The organism is Rhodococcus cercidiphylli, assembly GCF_033042225.1.
In the GTDB taxonomy this organism is placed as follows: Bacteria; Actinomycetota; Actinomycetes; order Mycobacteriales; family Mycobacteriaceae; genus Rhodococcoides.
Genome location: NZ_JAWLKE010000004.1, coordinates 495574 through 510694 on the forward strand (window position 1 = coordinate 495574; position 15121 = coordinate 510694).

9 protein-coding genes are annotated in these 15121 nt (G+C 65.6%); 2 read left to right on the plus strand and 7 right to left on the minus strand.

All coding sequences use genetic code 11. The annotated features are described in order from the left end of the window. Positions 1 to 127 precede the first annotated feature (127 nt). A complete protein-coding gene (locus R3P95_RS12905) occupies positions 128 to 1018 on the plus strand; it encodes a glycine betaine ABC transporter substrate-binding protein (protein WP_317548503.1) in 891 nt (296 codons plus the stop codon). On the opposite strand, the gene R3P95_RS12910 is transcribed toward R3P95_RS12905, so the two are convergent. Genes R3P95_RS12910 through R3P95_RS12920 form a run of 3 tightly spaced genes read right to left on the minus strand, consistent with a single transcriptional unit; the run spans position 974 to position 4340 of the window. Continuing rightward, a complete protein-coding gene (locus R3P95_RS12910) occupies positions 974 to 1930 on the minus strand; it encodes an alpha/beta hydrolase (RefSeq protein ID WP_269596198.1) in 957 nt (318 codons plus the stop codon). The two genes, R3P95_RS12905 and R3P95_RS12910, sit on opposite strands and share 45 nt — an antisense overlap. An 8-nt stretch (positions 1931 to 1938) precedes the next feature. Beyond that, positions 1939 to 2772 (minus strand): SDR family NAD(P)-dependent oxidoreductase, encoded by an 834-nt coding sequence (locus tag R3P95_RS12915; protein ID WP_068053168.1) that lies wholly within the window; start codon positions 2770 to 2772, stop codon positions 1939 to 1941. Then, positions 2769 to 4340: a flavin-containing monooxygenase gene (locus R3P95_RS12920; RefSeq protein ID WP_317548504.1), complete on the minus strand. Its 1572-nt coding sequence runs from the start codon at positions 4338 to 4340 to the stop codon at positions 2769 to 2771. The genes R3P95_RS12915 and R3P95_RS12920 overlap by 4 nt, the downstream gene beginning before the upstream one ends. Positions 4341 to 4409: 69 nt before the next feature. On the opposite strand from R3P95_RS12920, the gene R3P95_RS12925 reads away from it, so the two are divergent. After that, entirely contained in the window at positions 4410 to 5063 is a 654-nt protein-coding gene (locus tag R3P95_RS12925; protein WP_149407950.1) for a TetR/AcrR family transcriptional regulator, read from the plus strand. Positions 5064 to 5405: 342 nt separating this feature from the next. Here the strand turns inward: R3P95_RS12925 and R3P95_RS12930 are convergent, their stop codons facing one another. The 4 genes from R3P95_RS12930 to R3P95_RS12945 all read right to left on the minus strand — a co-directional run bounded on the left by R3P95_RS12930 (position 5406) and on the right by R3P95_RS12945 (position 15072). Next, a complete protein-coding gene (locus R3P95_RS12930; RefSeq protein ID WP_317548505.1) occupies positions 5406 to 9203 on the minus strand; it encodes a multifunctional oxoglutarate decarboxylase/oxoglutarate dehydrogenase thiamine pyrophosphate-binding subunit/dihydrolipoyllysine-residue succinyltransferase subunit in 3798 nt (1265 codons plus the stop codon). 110 nt (positions 9204 to 9313) lie between these two features. Beyond that, on the minus strand, positions 9314 to 13174 hold the full coding sequence (locus R3P95_RS12935; RefSeq protein ID WP_317548506.1) for an ABC transporter ATP-binding protein: 3861 nt from the start codon (positions 13172 to 13174) through the stop codon (positions 9314 to 9316). A 99-nt stretch (positions 13175 to 13273) separates the two neighbouring features. Next, a complete protein-coding gene (locus R3P95_RS12940; protein WP_317548507.1) occupies positions 13274 to 14044 on the minus strand; it encodes an ABC transporter permease in 771 nt (256 codons plus the stop codon). Further along, positions 14041 to 15072, minus strand: coding sequence for an ABC transporter ATP-binding protein (locus R3P95_RS12945; protein WP_317548547.1), 1032 nt, complete (start codon positions 15070 to 15072; stop codon positions 14041 to 14043). Before R3P95_RS12945 ends, R3P95_RS12940 begins: the two co-directional genes overlap by 4 nt. Between the last annotated feature and the right edge of the window lie 49 nt (positions 15073 to 15121).

A 15121-nucleotide genomic window follows, 5' to 3' on the forward strand; every position in this document is an offset into this window, starting at 1 on the left:
GGACTCGGGCTGCTCGGGATGGTAGTCGAATTCAGCGTGCCCATAAGGTTGGTTCGACTACCGTCTCGTTCGCACTAGTGCCCCGCGGCCGAGATCGGTAAACCACCCGGGCAGTGAACAGGAGAAAATGACAGTGCGATCGTCGGTTCTGGCAGCAGCCCTGGTGATGTCGATCGCCGGACTGGTCGGCGGTTGCAGTGCGGGTGCGTCGACCGACCCTGCCGGCGCGGCCGTCGTCGTCGGAGCAGGCAGCTCGGATCTGTCGCGTCTGCTCGCGCAGATCTACGCCGGTGGACTGCGATCGACGGGAGCGAACGTCGAGGTGAAGGAAGACCTGGGAGACCGGGCCGACTACCTCGCGGCGCTGGACCGCGGGGAGGTGACGATGGTTCCCGAACTCACCGGAGAGCTGCTGCGCACCTTCGACACTCTGTCTGCGGCAACCGAGGCCGAGGACGTGTACACCGAACTGAACCGATCACTGCCGGCCGGGTTGTCGGTGGGGGATTACGCCACCGCCGAGGATCGACTTGCCATTGCGGTGGCGTCGGACAGTGAATCGGGCGACGAGACGGTGACCGACTTCCTGGGGCGTGGGGAAAAGACCGTGGGAATCGTGGACGATCAGGTCGATCCGATGGACGTCCTTGCGCAAGGCACGAAGAGCCCCACGTTCACGGGGGCGTCGTTCACCGATTTCACTCCGTATGCCGATGGGCAGTCCGCCGTGGACGGGTTGAACGCCGGGGAGGTCGATGCACTGGCGATTCGCACCGCCTCGTTCGGCCCGTTGGCGAAGGATCTGACCACGCTGCCCGACGACGATCATGTGTATCCCGCGCAGAACGTGGTTCCGCTCTACGTCGACGGAGTGCTCAGCGAGAGTGCTCTGAGGTCGTTCTCGGTGGTGGCGGGGGAGCTGACGACTGCGGACCTCGCCGACATGATCGGCGAGGTCCGCAACGGCGTTCCGTCAGGCGAGGTCGCCGGCCGCTGGCTCGGTGAGCGCAACCTGTGACACTGTGCCGGTCTGCGTTGCCCTGACCTTGCGGCCCAGGTACGAGCCCATGTGATGGACGGCCTGAGCCGCCTCCCGCAGGATCGACGCCTGTAGATGGGCCACGTGCCAGAGCTTCTTGTACTCGACATGCTCGAGCTCCACGCCCGACAGACGCAGCTTGTCCGCGAAGGCGGTGATCTGCGCGTACAGCACCTCGTCGGTGCCGACGTGCATGACGATCGGAGGCAGCCCGTCGAGGTTGCCCAGCAGCGGTGCGAAGCCTTGGTCGAGCGGATCGCCCGCGCCCAGATAGGCGTCGGCCGAGCTGTAGGACCAGCCGGTGTTGACGACGAGATCGCGGTCCTTGGCTGCGTCGCGTGCACCGGGATCGACCCAGGGCGAGATCAGGCCGAGGGCGGCCGGGCTGGTGCCGTCGTCCACCAGACGCCTGGCGGTGGCAACCGTCAGACCTCCACCGGCGGAATCGCCTGCGATGGCGATGCGGTCCGCGGTGAATCCGTGAACACGGACCAGCTCGCGGAAGGCCGCGACAGCGTCGTCCAGACCGGCCGGGTACGGGTTCTCCGGGGCCAACCGGTAATCGAGCACGTAGACGGCGCTGGCCGATTCCCGCGCCAGATGCGCTGCCAACGACCGGTGCGTGTTGATCGAACCGATCGTGTACGCGCCGCCGTGCAGGTACAGAATCGCGGTGTCGCGTTCGGTTGCCCCGACGGTGATGCGCTCCGCTCGCCGTCCGGCGAGTGTCAACTTCTGCGCGACGGTTCCGTGCGGAAGAGTCTGCGCCGGAGCCGCCGCCTCGAGCAGGGCCCGCTGGGCTCGGAACGACAGACGCGGATTCAGCGCCAGGCGATAGAAAGGCTTGAGTGCTGCCGCGACGATCGGCAGGGGAACGTAGAAGGACTTCACGGGCTCGCCTACTTCTTCGTTCGGGGAAGCGCGCGCTTGGACACCGCGGCGATCAGGCCTTGGTAGCGCGAGCCGGTGATGCGCTGCAACAGATCGAGGGCGATGGCGTCGGATCCGATGAGCACCCGGCCCTTGCCCTTCTCGACGCCCTTGAGAATGGTCTTGGCAGCGTCGATCGGGGTGGTCTTGGCGAGCTTGCTGTCGAAGAACTTGGCCACGTCGGCCTGATCGAAGTTCTCGGCGACGGTCGCGTTGCGGGCGATGGCGGTCTTGATGCCACCGGGGTGCACCACGGTCACCTTCACCGGTGCCTTGGAGATCAACATCTCCATCCGCAGCGATTCACTGAACCCGCGGACGGCGAACTTCGCGGCGTTGTACGCGGACTGCGACGGCATGGCGAGCAGGCCGAAGAGGCTGGAGATATTGATGATGTGGCCGTCGCCGGAGGCCTGGATGTGCGGCAGAAATGCCTTGGTGCCGTTGACGACTCCCCAGAAATCGACGTCGACGATGCGCTCGATGTCCTTGAACGAGGACTTGTCGACGTCGCCGTGGTACGCGATGCCTGCGTTGTTGTAGATCTGGTTGACCTTGCCGAAGTGCGCGACGACGGCCTCGGCGTAATCCAGCACGGTCTCGCGCTGGGACACATCCAAGAAGTCCGACTTGACCTCGGCACCCAACGCCTCGACTCGTCGAACGGTTTCGTCGAGTCCGGCGGTGTCGACGTCGGACAATGCCAACTTCGCTCCGCGGCCGGCCAGCTCTAGGGCCAGGGCGCGGCCGATTCCCGAGCCCGCGCCGGTGACGACGGCCACCTTGCCTGTGAATGTGCTCATCGTGCGGACACCTTGTCTGTGTTGTTGCCGGCGGAGTTGGTCGCCGACGATCCGGAGGGCAGGTCTGCGGTAGCGACGCTACGGTACGCATCGAGATCGAAGTTCCTGGTGATTCTGCGGAACTCGAAGGTGAAGCCCGGCCACAGCGTCGTGTTGTTGCCGTGCTTGTCGAGGTACCAGCTGGCGCATCCGCCGTTCATCCAGACACTCTTGGAGAGTTGGTCCTGCAGCGTCACGTTGTACTCGTCCTGCACGTCCTTGCGCACCTCGATGGTGCCGATGTCGTGCTTGTCGATGGTGTTCAACGCGTCGACCAGGTAGTTGATCTGCGACTCGATCATGAACACCATCGACGTGTGGCCCAGGCCGGTGTTGGGGCCCACCAGGAAGAACATGTTGGGGAAGTTCGCGACCGCCGCGCCCTTGTAGCCCTGCTGACCGCCGTCCTCGAAGGTTTCGGCCAGTGTGCGGCCGTCCTTGCCGGTGATGCCGTGGTACGCGGGGGAGTCGGTGACGTGGAAGCCGGTGGCGACGACGAGCGCGTCGATGGGGCGCTCGGTGCCGTCCTTGGTGACGATGGAGCCCTCGCGGACCTCGGCGATACCGTCGGTGACGAGATCGACGTGGCTCTTGGCGAGCGCGGGGTAGTACGCGTTCGAGATCAGCATGCGCTTGCAGCCGATACGGAAGTTCGGCGTGACCTTCGCGCGCAGGGCCTTGTCCTTGATCTGCGTGCGCAGGTGGTTCTCCGACGCCCACTGCAGCGGCTTCATGAAGGCCGGAGCCTTCGCAAGTCCGACGACCTGCGTCTCGCGCATCGCGTAGATGCCGGTGCGGGAGAGACGCTGGAATCCGGGAACGTGCTTGAAGGCGAAGCGCTCGAGCTTGGTGTACGGGCGGTCCGCGCGGGGAAGAATCCACGGCGCGGTGCGCTGGTACACGTCGAGGTGCTTCACCTGATCTGCGATGGCGGGCACGATCTGGATCGCCGACGCACCGGTACCGATGACGGCGACGCGCTTGCCGGCGAGCGAGACGTCGTGATTCCACTGGGCCGAATGAAAGACGTCGCCCTTGAAGTCGTGAATTCCCTTGATGTCGGGCAGGTTCGGCTCACACAGCGCGCCGACGGCGGAGACGACGATCTTCGCGGTGTAGTTGCCCGTGGTGGTCTCGACGTCCCAGCGGTTGGACTCGGCGTTCCAGCGGGCCGAGGTCACATCCGTGCCGAACACGTGCTTGTCCATCACGCCGTACTTGCGCGCCACCCCGGCGATGTACTTCTGGATCTCGGGCTGCGTGGAGAACGAACGCGTCCAGTTCGGGTTCAACGCGAACGAGTAGGAGTACAGGTGCGACGGCACGTCGCAGGCGGCACCGGGGTAGGTGTTGTCGCGCCAGGTGCCACCCACATCGTGGCCGCGTTCGATTACGACGAAGTCCTTCTTGCCTGCCTTCGTCAGCTTGATCGCGGCACCGAGGCCGGCGAATCCGCTGCCGATGATCAGCGTATCGACGTGACGCGGCGTCGTTGCACGGTCCGAAGTATCTGTTACGGGAAGACTCATGTAGGGGAGCGTAGAAGCTTATTGAGTGTGAGTCAATAGTTATTGACTAACATTCAGTAGGGTGGTTGCATGGCGTTCGTGAACAGCCCCGGCACATCGACCACGAAGAGGACCAGACTCAGTCCGCAGCAACGACGAGCGCAACTGATCGAGCTCGGCACCGAAATGCTCGCCGACCGCCCCCTCGAACAGATCTCCGTCGAGGACATCGCAGACCAAGCAGGCGTCTCCCGCGGTCTTCTGTTCCACTACTTCGCCTCCAAGCAGGAGTTCCACCTCGAAATCGTGCGTGAATCCTCGCGCGTCATGCTCGAGCGCACCGCACCCGATCCGTCGTTGCCACCGTACGAGATTTTGCGCGACTCCATCGCGAACTACGTCGATTACGTCACCGACAAGCGGCAGATGTACGTCTCGCTCCTGCGCGGCACTCCCAGTGGTGATCCGCAGATGCGCGCGGTGTTCGAGGACACCCGCTCCGCCATGGCCGAGCGAACCGTCGCGCAACTCGGGGGACTCGACATCGAGGTCACCCCCACCATCGTGCTGGCCGTCCGCGGCTGGATCGCCTTCGTCGAGGAAACGACGATCAACTGGCTCACCGCGCCCGAACTGAGCCGCGACGAACTGATCGACCTCAACGTCAACGCTCTGCCCGCGGTCGCACTGGCACCAGGAATGATCACCGCACTCCTGGGAACCGACGCCGACGCCTCAGCCTGACCGACGCCCGCCCCGGTTGGGATCAATGTCCCTTTGTTGCAGTCTGACCGACTGAATCTCGCATTGATCCAGCTGGTGGCCCCGCCCGTCGCCCCGCCCCGACGCCGACGCCGACGCCGACCGACGCCCGCCCGCCCCGTCGCCCCGCCCCGCACGCGTCAATGGACCCTTGCACTTCCCAGACGTATGCAGCGGTCCATTCACTCAGCCCCCAACGCTGCGTGGATGGACCGTTGCACTGCTCAGACGCATGTGATGGTCCATTGACGCGGAGCGGGGAGCCCCGAAACGACAACAGCGGCCCACTTCCGAGGAAGTGGGCCGCTGTTGTTGTCGAATTTTCTAGCCTTCGCCGACTGCGTTGAAGGCCTCGTCGATGATTTCGAGTTGCTCGACGGCGTGCACCTTGCTCGATCCCGACGACGGGGCGGACATTGCGCGACGCGAGATGCGCTTGATGCCGACCAGCTTCTCGGGCACGAGCTCGGGCAACGCGAGACCGAAGAACGGCCAGGCACCCTGGTTCGCAGGCTCTTCCTGAACCCAACGGAATTCCGTTGCGTTCGGGTAGCTTTCGAGTGCTTCCCGGATGCGGCGGACCGGCACGGGGTAGAGCTGCTCGATGCGGACGATGGCGACGTCGTCGCGGTTGTCCTTCTGCTTGCGTGCGAGCAGCTCGTAGTAGAGCTTGCCGCTGACCATCAGAACTCGCTTGACCGCGCTGCGGTCACCGGTGCCGGTGTCGTAGGTGGGCTCGTCGAACACCGAGTGGAACTTGCCGTCGGTGAAGTCCTCGATGTTGCTCACCGCTGCCTTGTTGCGCAGCATCGACTTCGGGGTGAAGACGATCAGCGGGCGACGGATGCCGTCACGCGCGTGCCTGCGCAGCAGGTGGAAGTAGTTCGCGGGGGTCGAGGGGAGTGCGACGGTCATCGAGCCCTCGGCGCACAGCGTCAGGAAGCGTTCGATGCGTCCGGACGTGTGGTCGGGACCCTGGCCTTCGTGGCCGTGCGGCAGCAGCAGCACGACGTCGGAGAGCTGACCCCACTTGGCCTCACCGGACGAGATGAACTCGTCGATGATGGACTGCGCGCCGTTGACGAAGTCGCCGAACTGCGCTTCCCACATCACCAGCGCGTCCGGGTTGCCCACGGAGTAGCCGTACTCGAAGCCGACTGCAGCGAACTCGCTGAGGGCGGAGTCGTAGACCATGAACTTGCCGGGGTTGTCGCTGCCGATGTTCTGCAGCGGGGTGTACTCGGCACCGGTCTTGCGGTCGATGATCACCGAGTGACGCTGGGTGAACGTGCCGCGTCGGGTGTCCTGGCCGGAGAAGCGGATGTTGCGTCCCTCGTCCACCAGCGATCCGAGCGCCAGCAGCTCGCCGAAGGCCCAGTCGACCTTGCCCTCGTGCGCCATCTCGCGACGCTTCTCGAGCACCGGCTTGACGCGCGGGTGGACGTTGAATCCGTCGGGGACGTCGAGGTGCGCATCGCCGATGCGGTGCAGCACTGCCTTGTCGACGGCCGTGGTGAGCTTGGCAGGCAACTGCTGGTCGAGTTCGACCGATTCGCTGGGCTCCGGGGTGTACTTCTCGAGTTCGCGTACCTCGTTGAAGACGCGTTCGAGCTGGCCCTGGTAGTCGCGGAGTGCATCCTCGGCTTCCTTGAGCGAGATGTCTCCACGGCCGATGAGCGATTCGGTGTAGCTCTTGCGGACGCTGCGCTTGGTGTCGATCACGTCGTACATCGCCGGCTGCGTCATCGAGGGATCGTCGCCCTCGTTGTGGCCGCGACGGCGGTAGCAGATCATGTCGATGACGACGTCCTTGTGGAACTTCTGACGGAAGTCCACCGCCAGCTGAGCCACCCAGGCGCAGGCCTCGGGGTCGTCGCCGTTGACGTGGAAGATCGGCGCGGCGATCATCTTCGCCACATCGGTGCAGTACTCGGACGAACGCGAGAACTCCGGTGACGTGGTGAAGCCGACCTGGTTGTTGACGACGATGTGCACGGTGCCGCCGGTGCGGTAGCCCCGCAGATCGGACAGGTTCAGCGTCTCGGCGACGACGCCCTGGCCTGCGAATGCCGCGTCTCCGTGCAGCATCAGCGGCAGAACGGAGTAACCGCCCTGGCCGGTGCCCTTGTCCAGCAGGTCCTGCTTGGCGCGGACAAGGCCTTCGAGAACCGGGTCGACGGCTTCGAGGTGCGACGGGTTCGCGGTGAGCGAGACCTTGATGTCGTTGTCACCGAACATCTGGATGTACGTGCCCTCGGCACCGAGGTGGTACTTCACGTCGCCGGAGCCGTGTGCGGCAGCCGGGTTCATGTTGCCCTCGAACTCGGTGAAGATCTTCGAGTAGGGCTTGCCGACGATGTTGGCGAGCACGTTGAGGCGACCGCGGTGCGGCATGCCGATGACGACCTCGTCGAGGGCGTACTCGGCGCTCTGGTCGATGACGGAGTCCATCATCGGGATGACCGACTCGGCACCTTCGAGCGAGAAGCGCTTCTGCCCGACGTACTTGGTCTGCAGGAACGTCTCGAACGCCTCGGCTGCGTTGAGCTTGCTCAGGATGTACTTCTGTTGCGCCACAGTCGGTTTGACGTGCTTGGCCTCGACGCGTTCCTGCAGCCAGGTGACCTGCTCGGTCTCGAGGATGTGGGTGTACTCGACGCCCACGTGGCGGCAGTACGAGTCGCGCAGAACGCTGAGCACGTCCCGCAGCTTCATCTTGTCCTTGCCGTGGAATCCACCGACCTTGAATTCGCGGTCGAGATCCCACAGCGTGAGGTCGTGGCTGATCACGTCGAGGTCCGGATGCATCCGGAACTTGTCCTTGGTGAACTGCAACGGGTCGGTGTCGGCCATCAGGTGACCGCGGTTGCGGTACGCCGCGATGAGTTCGAGCACGCGGGTGTTCTTGTCGACCGTGCCCTCGGGCAGATCCTTGCGCCAGCGAATGGGCTCGTAGGGGATCTTCAGCGAGTGGAACAGCTCGTCGTAGAACTCGTCGCTGATCAGCAGGTTGTGGATCGTCTTGAGGAAGTCACCCGACTCCGCACCCTGAATGATGCGGTGGTCGTACGTCGAGGTCAGCGTCATGAGCTTGCCGACGCCGAACTCGGCGAGACGCTCGTCGCTGGCTCCCTGGAACTCTGCCGGGTACTCCATGGCACCGGCACCGATGATGGCTCCCTGGCCGTTCATCAGACGCGGCACCGAGTGCACGGTTCCGATTCCACCGGGGTTGGTCAGCGAGATGGTGACGCCCTGGAAGTCCTCACCGGTGAGCTTGCCGTCGCGAGCGCGACGCACGATGTCCTCGTACGCGTTGTAGAACTGCGTGAACGTGAAGTCCTGCGTGTTCTTGATGGCAGCGACGACTAGGGAACGGTTGCCGTCCTTGCCGGGCAGGTCGATGGCGAGACCGAGGTTGATCGCGGCCGGAGTGACGGCGTTCGGCTTGCCGTCGACCTCGGCGAAGTGGCGGTTCATGTTCGGGAACGCCTTGACGGCCTGCACGATGGCGTAGCCGAGCAGGTGTGTGAACGAGATCTTGCCGCCGCGGGTACGAGCGAGATGGTTGTTGATGACGAGGCGGTTGTCGACCATGAGCTTGGCCGGAATCGCACGCACGCTGGTCGCGGTGGGAATCTGCAACGAGGCGGACATGTTCTTCGCCACCGCGGCAGCAGCGCCGCGCAGAATCTTGCTCGACTCTTCACCGAACTCGGCTGCGGCGGGCTTCGCGGGAGCGGACTTGGCCGGCGCTGCCTTCTTCTCGGCAGGCTTGGCAGCAGCGGCAGGCTTCGCGGCCTCGGCCTTGGGAGCGGCGGCTTTCGGAGCGGCCTTGGGTGCTGCGGCCTTCGGCGCGTCGGTCTTGTCGGGAGCAGAGGCGGCCGGCTTGGCTGGTGCTGCGGGAGGCGCGGACTTGGTCGAGCTACCGTTCGAGGCTGCGCCGTTACCGGCAGCACCGTTGGATCCGGCGGTCTCGTCGGTTGCTGCCTCGGGGTCGTAACCGGTCAGAAACTCGTGCCAGCTCGCGTCGACGGATGAAGGGTCCTGCTTGAATCGCTGGTACATCTCGTCGACCAGCCATTGGTTTTGTCCGAATTGGGTAGTAGAGCTGCTGCTCACGGCAGTAGTTCGCCTCGTTTCTGTCTTCGTTCCCGTTCAGCGCGCGTACGTGTCAAGGCTAGACCGTTGGTCCAGCTCACGTGCGTCCGGGACGTAGCTGTGATATGTACTCACCGGTAACCATCGACCTCGTTGTCGATGACACCTTCGATTATCGAATTATTCCCTCGGTTCGTTTCGGCTGCAGTCCACAGCTGCGCGTAGAAGCCGCCCTGCGTGCGTAGCTCCGAATGTCGACCTACTTCCACGATACGGCCGCCGTCGACCACCACGATCAGATCTGCCCGCGCGGCGGTGGCCAAGCGGTGCGCGACGACCACTGCCGTGCGGGTCCGCGCGACGGCACTGCCGGCTGCGAGCACGGTGCGTTCGGTCGCGGGATCGAGCGTGGCGGTGGCCTCGTCGAGGAGCAGCAGGTCGGGGTCGACCAGCTCGGCCCTGGCCAGTGCGATCAGCTGTCGTTGGCCTGCGGACAGTCCTTGGCCGCGCTCACCGACGGGTTGGTGCATGCCGCCGCGAAGTGCGGCGATGGTGCTCAGAGCACCCACCGAGCGTGCCGCGTTCTCGATGTCGGTGCGGCTGGCATCGGGTCTGCCGTAGGCGATGTTCGACGCCACGGTTCCGGTGAACAGGTGCGCTTCCTGCGGTACGACGCCGAGTCGGTGGCGGTAGTCCGAGAGGTGATAGTCGCGTAGATCGTGGCCGCCGACCCGCACCGATCCGGAGGTCGGATCGTAGAAGCGGGCCAGCAGTTTCACCACTGTTGATTTGCCCGCGCCGGTGCGTCCGACCAAGGCGACGGTGGTCCCGGCGGGAATGGTGAGATTTACCTCACTCAGGGCGTCGGAGTGGGCCCCGGCATACCGGAAACCGACATCGACGAGTTCTATGTCGGCGCGAAGGCGTCCGCCGGGAAGTGCGGTGGTGTTCGCGTCGGCGGAGGTTTCGATCGAACTCGTGGTGCGCAGGAGATCCCCGATGCGGCCGACACCGACACGTGCCTGCTGGTAACCGTCGAACACCTGCGAGAGCTGCTGGATGGGTCCGAAGAGCAGCCCGAGATAGAGCACGAACGCCACGAGGGTGCCCGCTGTGGTGGTGCCGGTGGCGATCTGATGCGCGCCGACGAACACGACGACGGCGAGGGCGATGTCGGAGAGCAACGTGATGAGGGGGAAGAACACCGAGATCGCGGTCTGCGATCGCATTCGACTCGCGCGGTAGCGGTCGGAGCGTTCGGCGAATCGGGATGCGGCGTACTCCTCGCGCCGGTAGGCCTGTGCCGCGCGCAAGCCGGTGACGTTCTCCTGGAAATCGGCGTTGACGATGGAGATTCGCTCGCGGGACGTCGAGTACGCCGCCGAGGAGATGCGCCGGAAGATCACGGTGGCCACGGCAAGCGGTGGCACGACGGCCAGCGCCACCAGCCCGAGAGTGGGGTCGGTGACGAGAAGAGCGGCGGCGATACCGACGACGGTCAACACACTCACCACCGCCGTCGATGCCCCGGTCTGAATGAACGACGACAGTGCGTCGACGTCGGTGGTCATGCGGGTCATGATGCGGCCCGACAGCTCACGTTCGTAGTAGTCGAGGCCGAGCCGCTGAATGTGCGCGTAGCTGCGGACGCGGAGTCCGAAGAGCACTCGCTCACCCGCCCGCGCGGTGATCACCGTCGTCCAGCAGACGACGAACCAACTCGCCGCTGCCAACACGACGCCGATCGAGGTGGCGATCCACAGGGTGTTCGAGTCTCCACTCGCCACTCCGTTGTCCACCGCGTAGCGAACGAGCGAGGGGAAGGCGATCGAGGCCAGTGAGTCCAGCGCGAGAAGCACCACCACGACGGCGAGCAACGAGCGCACGGGGCTCAGCAGTCTCGACAGCCGGAACTCCGGGTCGGGTCGACGCAGCTGCGATCCGGATGTGCCCGGATCCTCGGTCGCAGGCGGCAGGGCCGCGACTGCCCGGGATATGGCGGGTGTGGGTGCGAGCGATCCGAAAGCCCCGGCCATCGCAGTTCCGTGACCACCGCCGCCTCCGGGCGCGGGTGTCGAGACTGCGCCGGGCTCGACCGTCGACTCCGGATCCGTGTCCGGCCAGAGCGTGTCGGCGGAGGGGTCGACGGTCGGCTCCGCACCGGGATCGTCGTTCTCCTCGCCGTCTCCACCGGCCAGGAGGGCCCGGAACAACGGACAACGCCGATCGAGTTCGTCGACGGTTCCGGTGTCGATGATGCGGCCGTTGTCGAGCACGGCGACGCGGTCGGCCAGGGTCAGGGTCGAGCGGCGATGAGCGAGAACGAGGGTCGCGCGCGTCCGGACGCCACGCAACGCGTCGAAGATGGCGGCCTCGGTCTCGGCGTCCACTGCCGAGGTGGCGTCGTCGAGGATCAGAATTCGAGGCTCGACGAGAAGAGCACGGGCCAGTGCGATGCGTTGGCGCTGGCCGCCGGACAGGGTGAGTCCGCGTTCGCCGACGAGGCTGTCGTATCCCTCGGGCAGCGCGTCGATGAAGGTCGATGCCTGTGCCAGCCGCGCCGCATGCTCGATCTCCTCCGCTGTGGCGTCGGGCCTGCCGAGGGCGATGTTGGCGGCGATGGTGTCCGAGAAGAGGAACGGCTCGTCGAACACCAGCGAGACCGCCTCGCGGAGCGACGTCGAGTCGAGGTCGTCGATATCGAACGACGTTCCGTCGGATGTCAGCGCAATCTGTCCCTCGGAGGGGCGATAGAAACGGGGGAGCAGCAGGGCGAGAGCGGTCTTTCCCGAGCCCGCGTGGCCGACGACGGCCACCGTCTCACCCGGCGAGATGGTCAGATTCAGGCCGGTCAGCACATCGCGTTCGGGCTCGTACCCGAAGGTCACCTCGGAGATGCGGACTCCGAGCGGGCCGTCGGGCAATGCGACGGGGGCGGCCGGTTCCGGGTCGGACGGCTGGGTATCGACCACCTCGTAGACGCGCTCGACGGCCGCGCGGGAGAGCTGAGCCATGATCACCACCGACGAGACGGTGCGGGTCACGGCGGACAAGGTTGCGACGTAGGTGGCGAAGGCCAGGAACGTGCCGATCGTGATGTGGCCTTGCAGGGCCAGATAGCCGCCCAGGGCGATGACTCCGACGAGTCCGAGTTGCGGAATGGTGGCCAGCGACGGTGCGAACCGCGAGTTGATCTTCGCCGATCGCATGCGCTCGGCGAAGAGCGTGCGACCGAGCGTCTCGATGCGATCCACCGCGCGGGCTTCCTGGCCGAAGCCCTTGACGACTCGAACGCCGGTGACGGTTTCCTCGACGTGCTGAGCCAGATCGGCGGCGCGTTGTTGCGCCGACCAGGTGGCCGCGAAGAGAGTGGGCCGCATTCGGTAGACCACGATGCTGACCGCAGGAACGATGAGTACTGCGACAACGGTGAGCAGCGGCGACAGATACGCCATCACCGCCAGCGCCAGTACGAACTGCAGGACGGCTCCCGCGGACAGCGGCACCATGGCCAGCAGACCCTGCACGAGTTGCAGGTCGGTGATCGATCTCGACACCACCTGGCCTGTGCGGATCTCGTCCTGCTTCCGACCGTCGAGCCGCTGCAGCGACGCGAGCAGGTCCAGGCGCAGATCGTGCTGAACGTCGATCGAGAGCCGGCCGGCGAGCATGCGTCGACCGAATTGGCATGCGAACCGGACCAGACCCAACAGTGCGATGGCGGCGGCGACGGTGGCGATCTTCTCGCCGTTGCCTGCGGTCGCGTCGTCGATCGCCGCCCTGGTGAGCAGCGGGAACGAGATGTCGATGACCGCGGCGATCATCGTCACGCCCAGGGCTCCGAGTGCCGTCCGTCGATGCAGCAGGCACTGCGCGATCAGACGTCTGATCCACCCACGCCGGATACTCGGCGCGGGTTCTGCGCTGTCGAGTGTCGGCGAGCCGCGTCGGGGTGCCGCTGCACGGTCTTTCACCGCATTACTGTGTGCCATCGATTCACCACGGTAGACCCGAGCACCGACAGCGTCGGCCTGCGAATGTGGGGACCGGATGTCTGGGTCGTTCCGCAGGCTCCACTCCCGGTACCGACCTCAGTCGATGTCGCGAGTGCGGGCCAGGAACCAACCGACGCCGGTGAGAATCGCCGCCCACAGCGCGAGGCCAAGCGGTGCCCACGGCCACGACGCCAGGTCGCCCGCGTCGTCGAGTTGCGTCGCCGCCATGGTCGGCAGGGTCAGGTTCGACGGAAGCGCCACGGCGACCGATCCGAGCCCGAGTCCGAACAGGATCAGCGAGAGCAGACCCTCGCCGAACGGGAGCCAGGCGACGAGCACGACGGCGGCCCACGTCGGAGATCTGAGCAGCAGACCGAGGCCGGCACCGATGATCGACCACAGCACGACTGCGAGGAGGCACGACGCCACCACGCCGATGAACGCGCCGTCGAGCAGAACGGTCCGCTCGTTGAAGATCAGCAGGCAGATCAGGCTGGCCAGCAGCACCACCATGCCGTATCCGAGGCCGAACAAAGCAGTGACGACGAGCTTGGCGGCGATCACTCCGTCTCGGCCGCGAGCGGTGAGGAAGCTGGTGGTGATGGTCTGGTGGCGGAACTCGGTTCCGGTGTTGACGGCACCGAAGATGCCGGCGAACAGAATCGCGGCACCGGCGGCGACGTAGAGACCGATGGAGGCGACCCCGCCGGAGATGTCCAGGTCCTCCTCGAACTCGCCCAGCTGGTTCGCGATCACCGACGTGATGACGGATGCGAAGACTCCGACGACAATCGGTGCGATCGCCAGTGCCCACCAGAACTTCAGTGTCGTGACCTTGCGGATCTCCGACGTCAGCAACGCGTTCATCGCTGGCCCCCGTTCCAGTTCTGCGGCGGAGCGTAACTCTGCGGCGGTGGGCCGTAACCCGGCGGCGGGCCGTAACCCTGCTGCGGCCCGCCGTACGGGTTCTGTTGGACGGGTGCGGCGTTGTACTGACCCGCGGTCATGGACAGGAACACCTGCTCGAGGTCGACGTGTTCACTCGTGGTCCCGAAAATCGTCACCTGGGCGTCGGCTGCGATGCGGGCGATCGTGGCCGCGTCGGTCCCGGCAACACCGATGCGTCCGTCGGGCAGCAGTTGGGAATCGTTGAAGCCGTTCGACGCCAACGCGAGCGCCAGTGTCGCCGGATCCGAGGCGGCGACGAGCACGCGGCTGGGGCGGGTGGACCGCAGTTGTGCGATGGAACCCTGGTATTTCAGCGAGCCGGCGCTGACGATCACCAGGTTGTCGACGGTCTGCTCGACCTCGCGCAGAATGTGACTCGATATCAGGACCGTTCGCCCCGATGCGGCGTATGCCTTGAGGAAGTCCCTCAGCCAGGCGATTCCCTCGGGGTCCAGACCGTTCGCGGGTTCGTCGAGCACGAGGATTTCCGGATCCCCCAGCAGCGCTGTCGCCAAAGTGAGGCGTTGACGCATGCCGAGGGAGAAGCCGCCTGCGGCGCGGTCGGCAACGTCGCCGAGGCCGACGAGTCGCAGTACGTCGAGGGCGCGGCTGTCGGGTACGCCGATCGCGGCGGTGTAGATCTTCAGGTGATGGGCAGCGCTGCGCTTGGGGTGCACGCTCAACGAGTCGAGGACGGCCCCCACCGTGCGGGCCGGGTGTTCGGTCGTGCGGAACGGCGCGCCGTTGACGAGGCCGACGCCCGAGGTGGGTGCAACGAGCCCGAGGAGCATGCGCAGCGTCGTCGACTTACCCGAGCCGTTGGGGCCGAGGAATCCGGTGACGGTGCCGCGCGGGACGACGAAGCTCAGATCCGACACTGCGCGAACGGTGCCGAACTGCTTGGTCAGCGCCTGCGCTTCGAGCGCTGCTCCCGGATAGCTGGTCATCTGCGCGCAATCCCCCTTGCCGTTGGTCACCTCGTGTACCGGCTGCTCG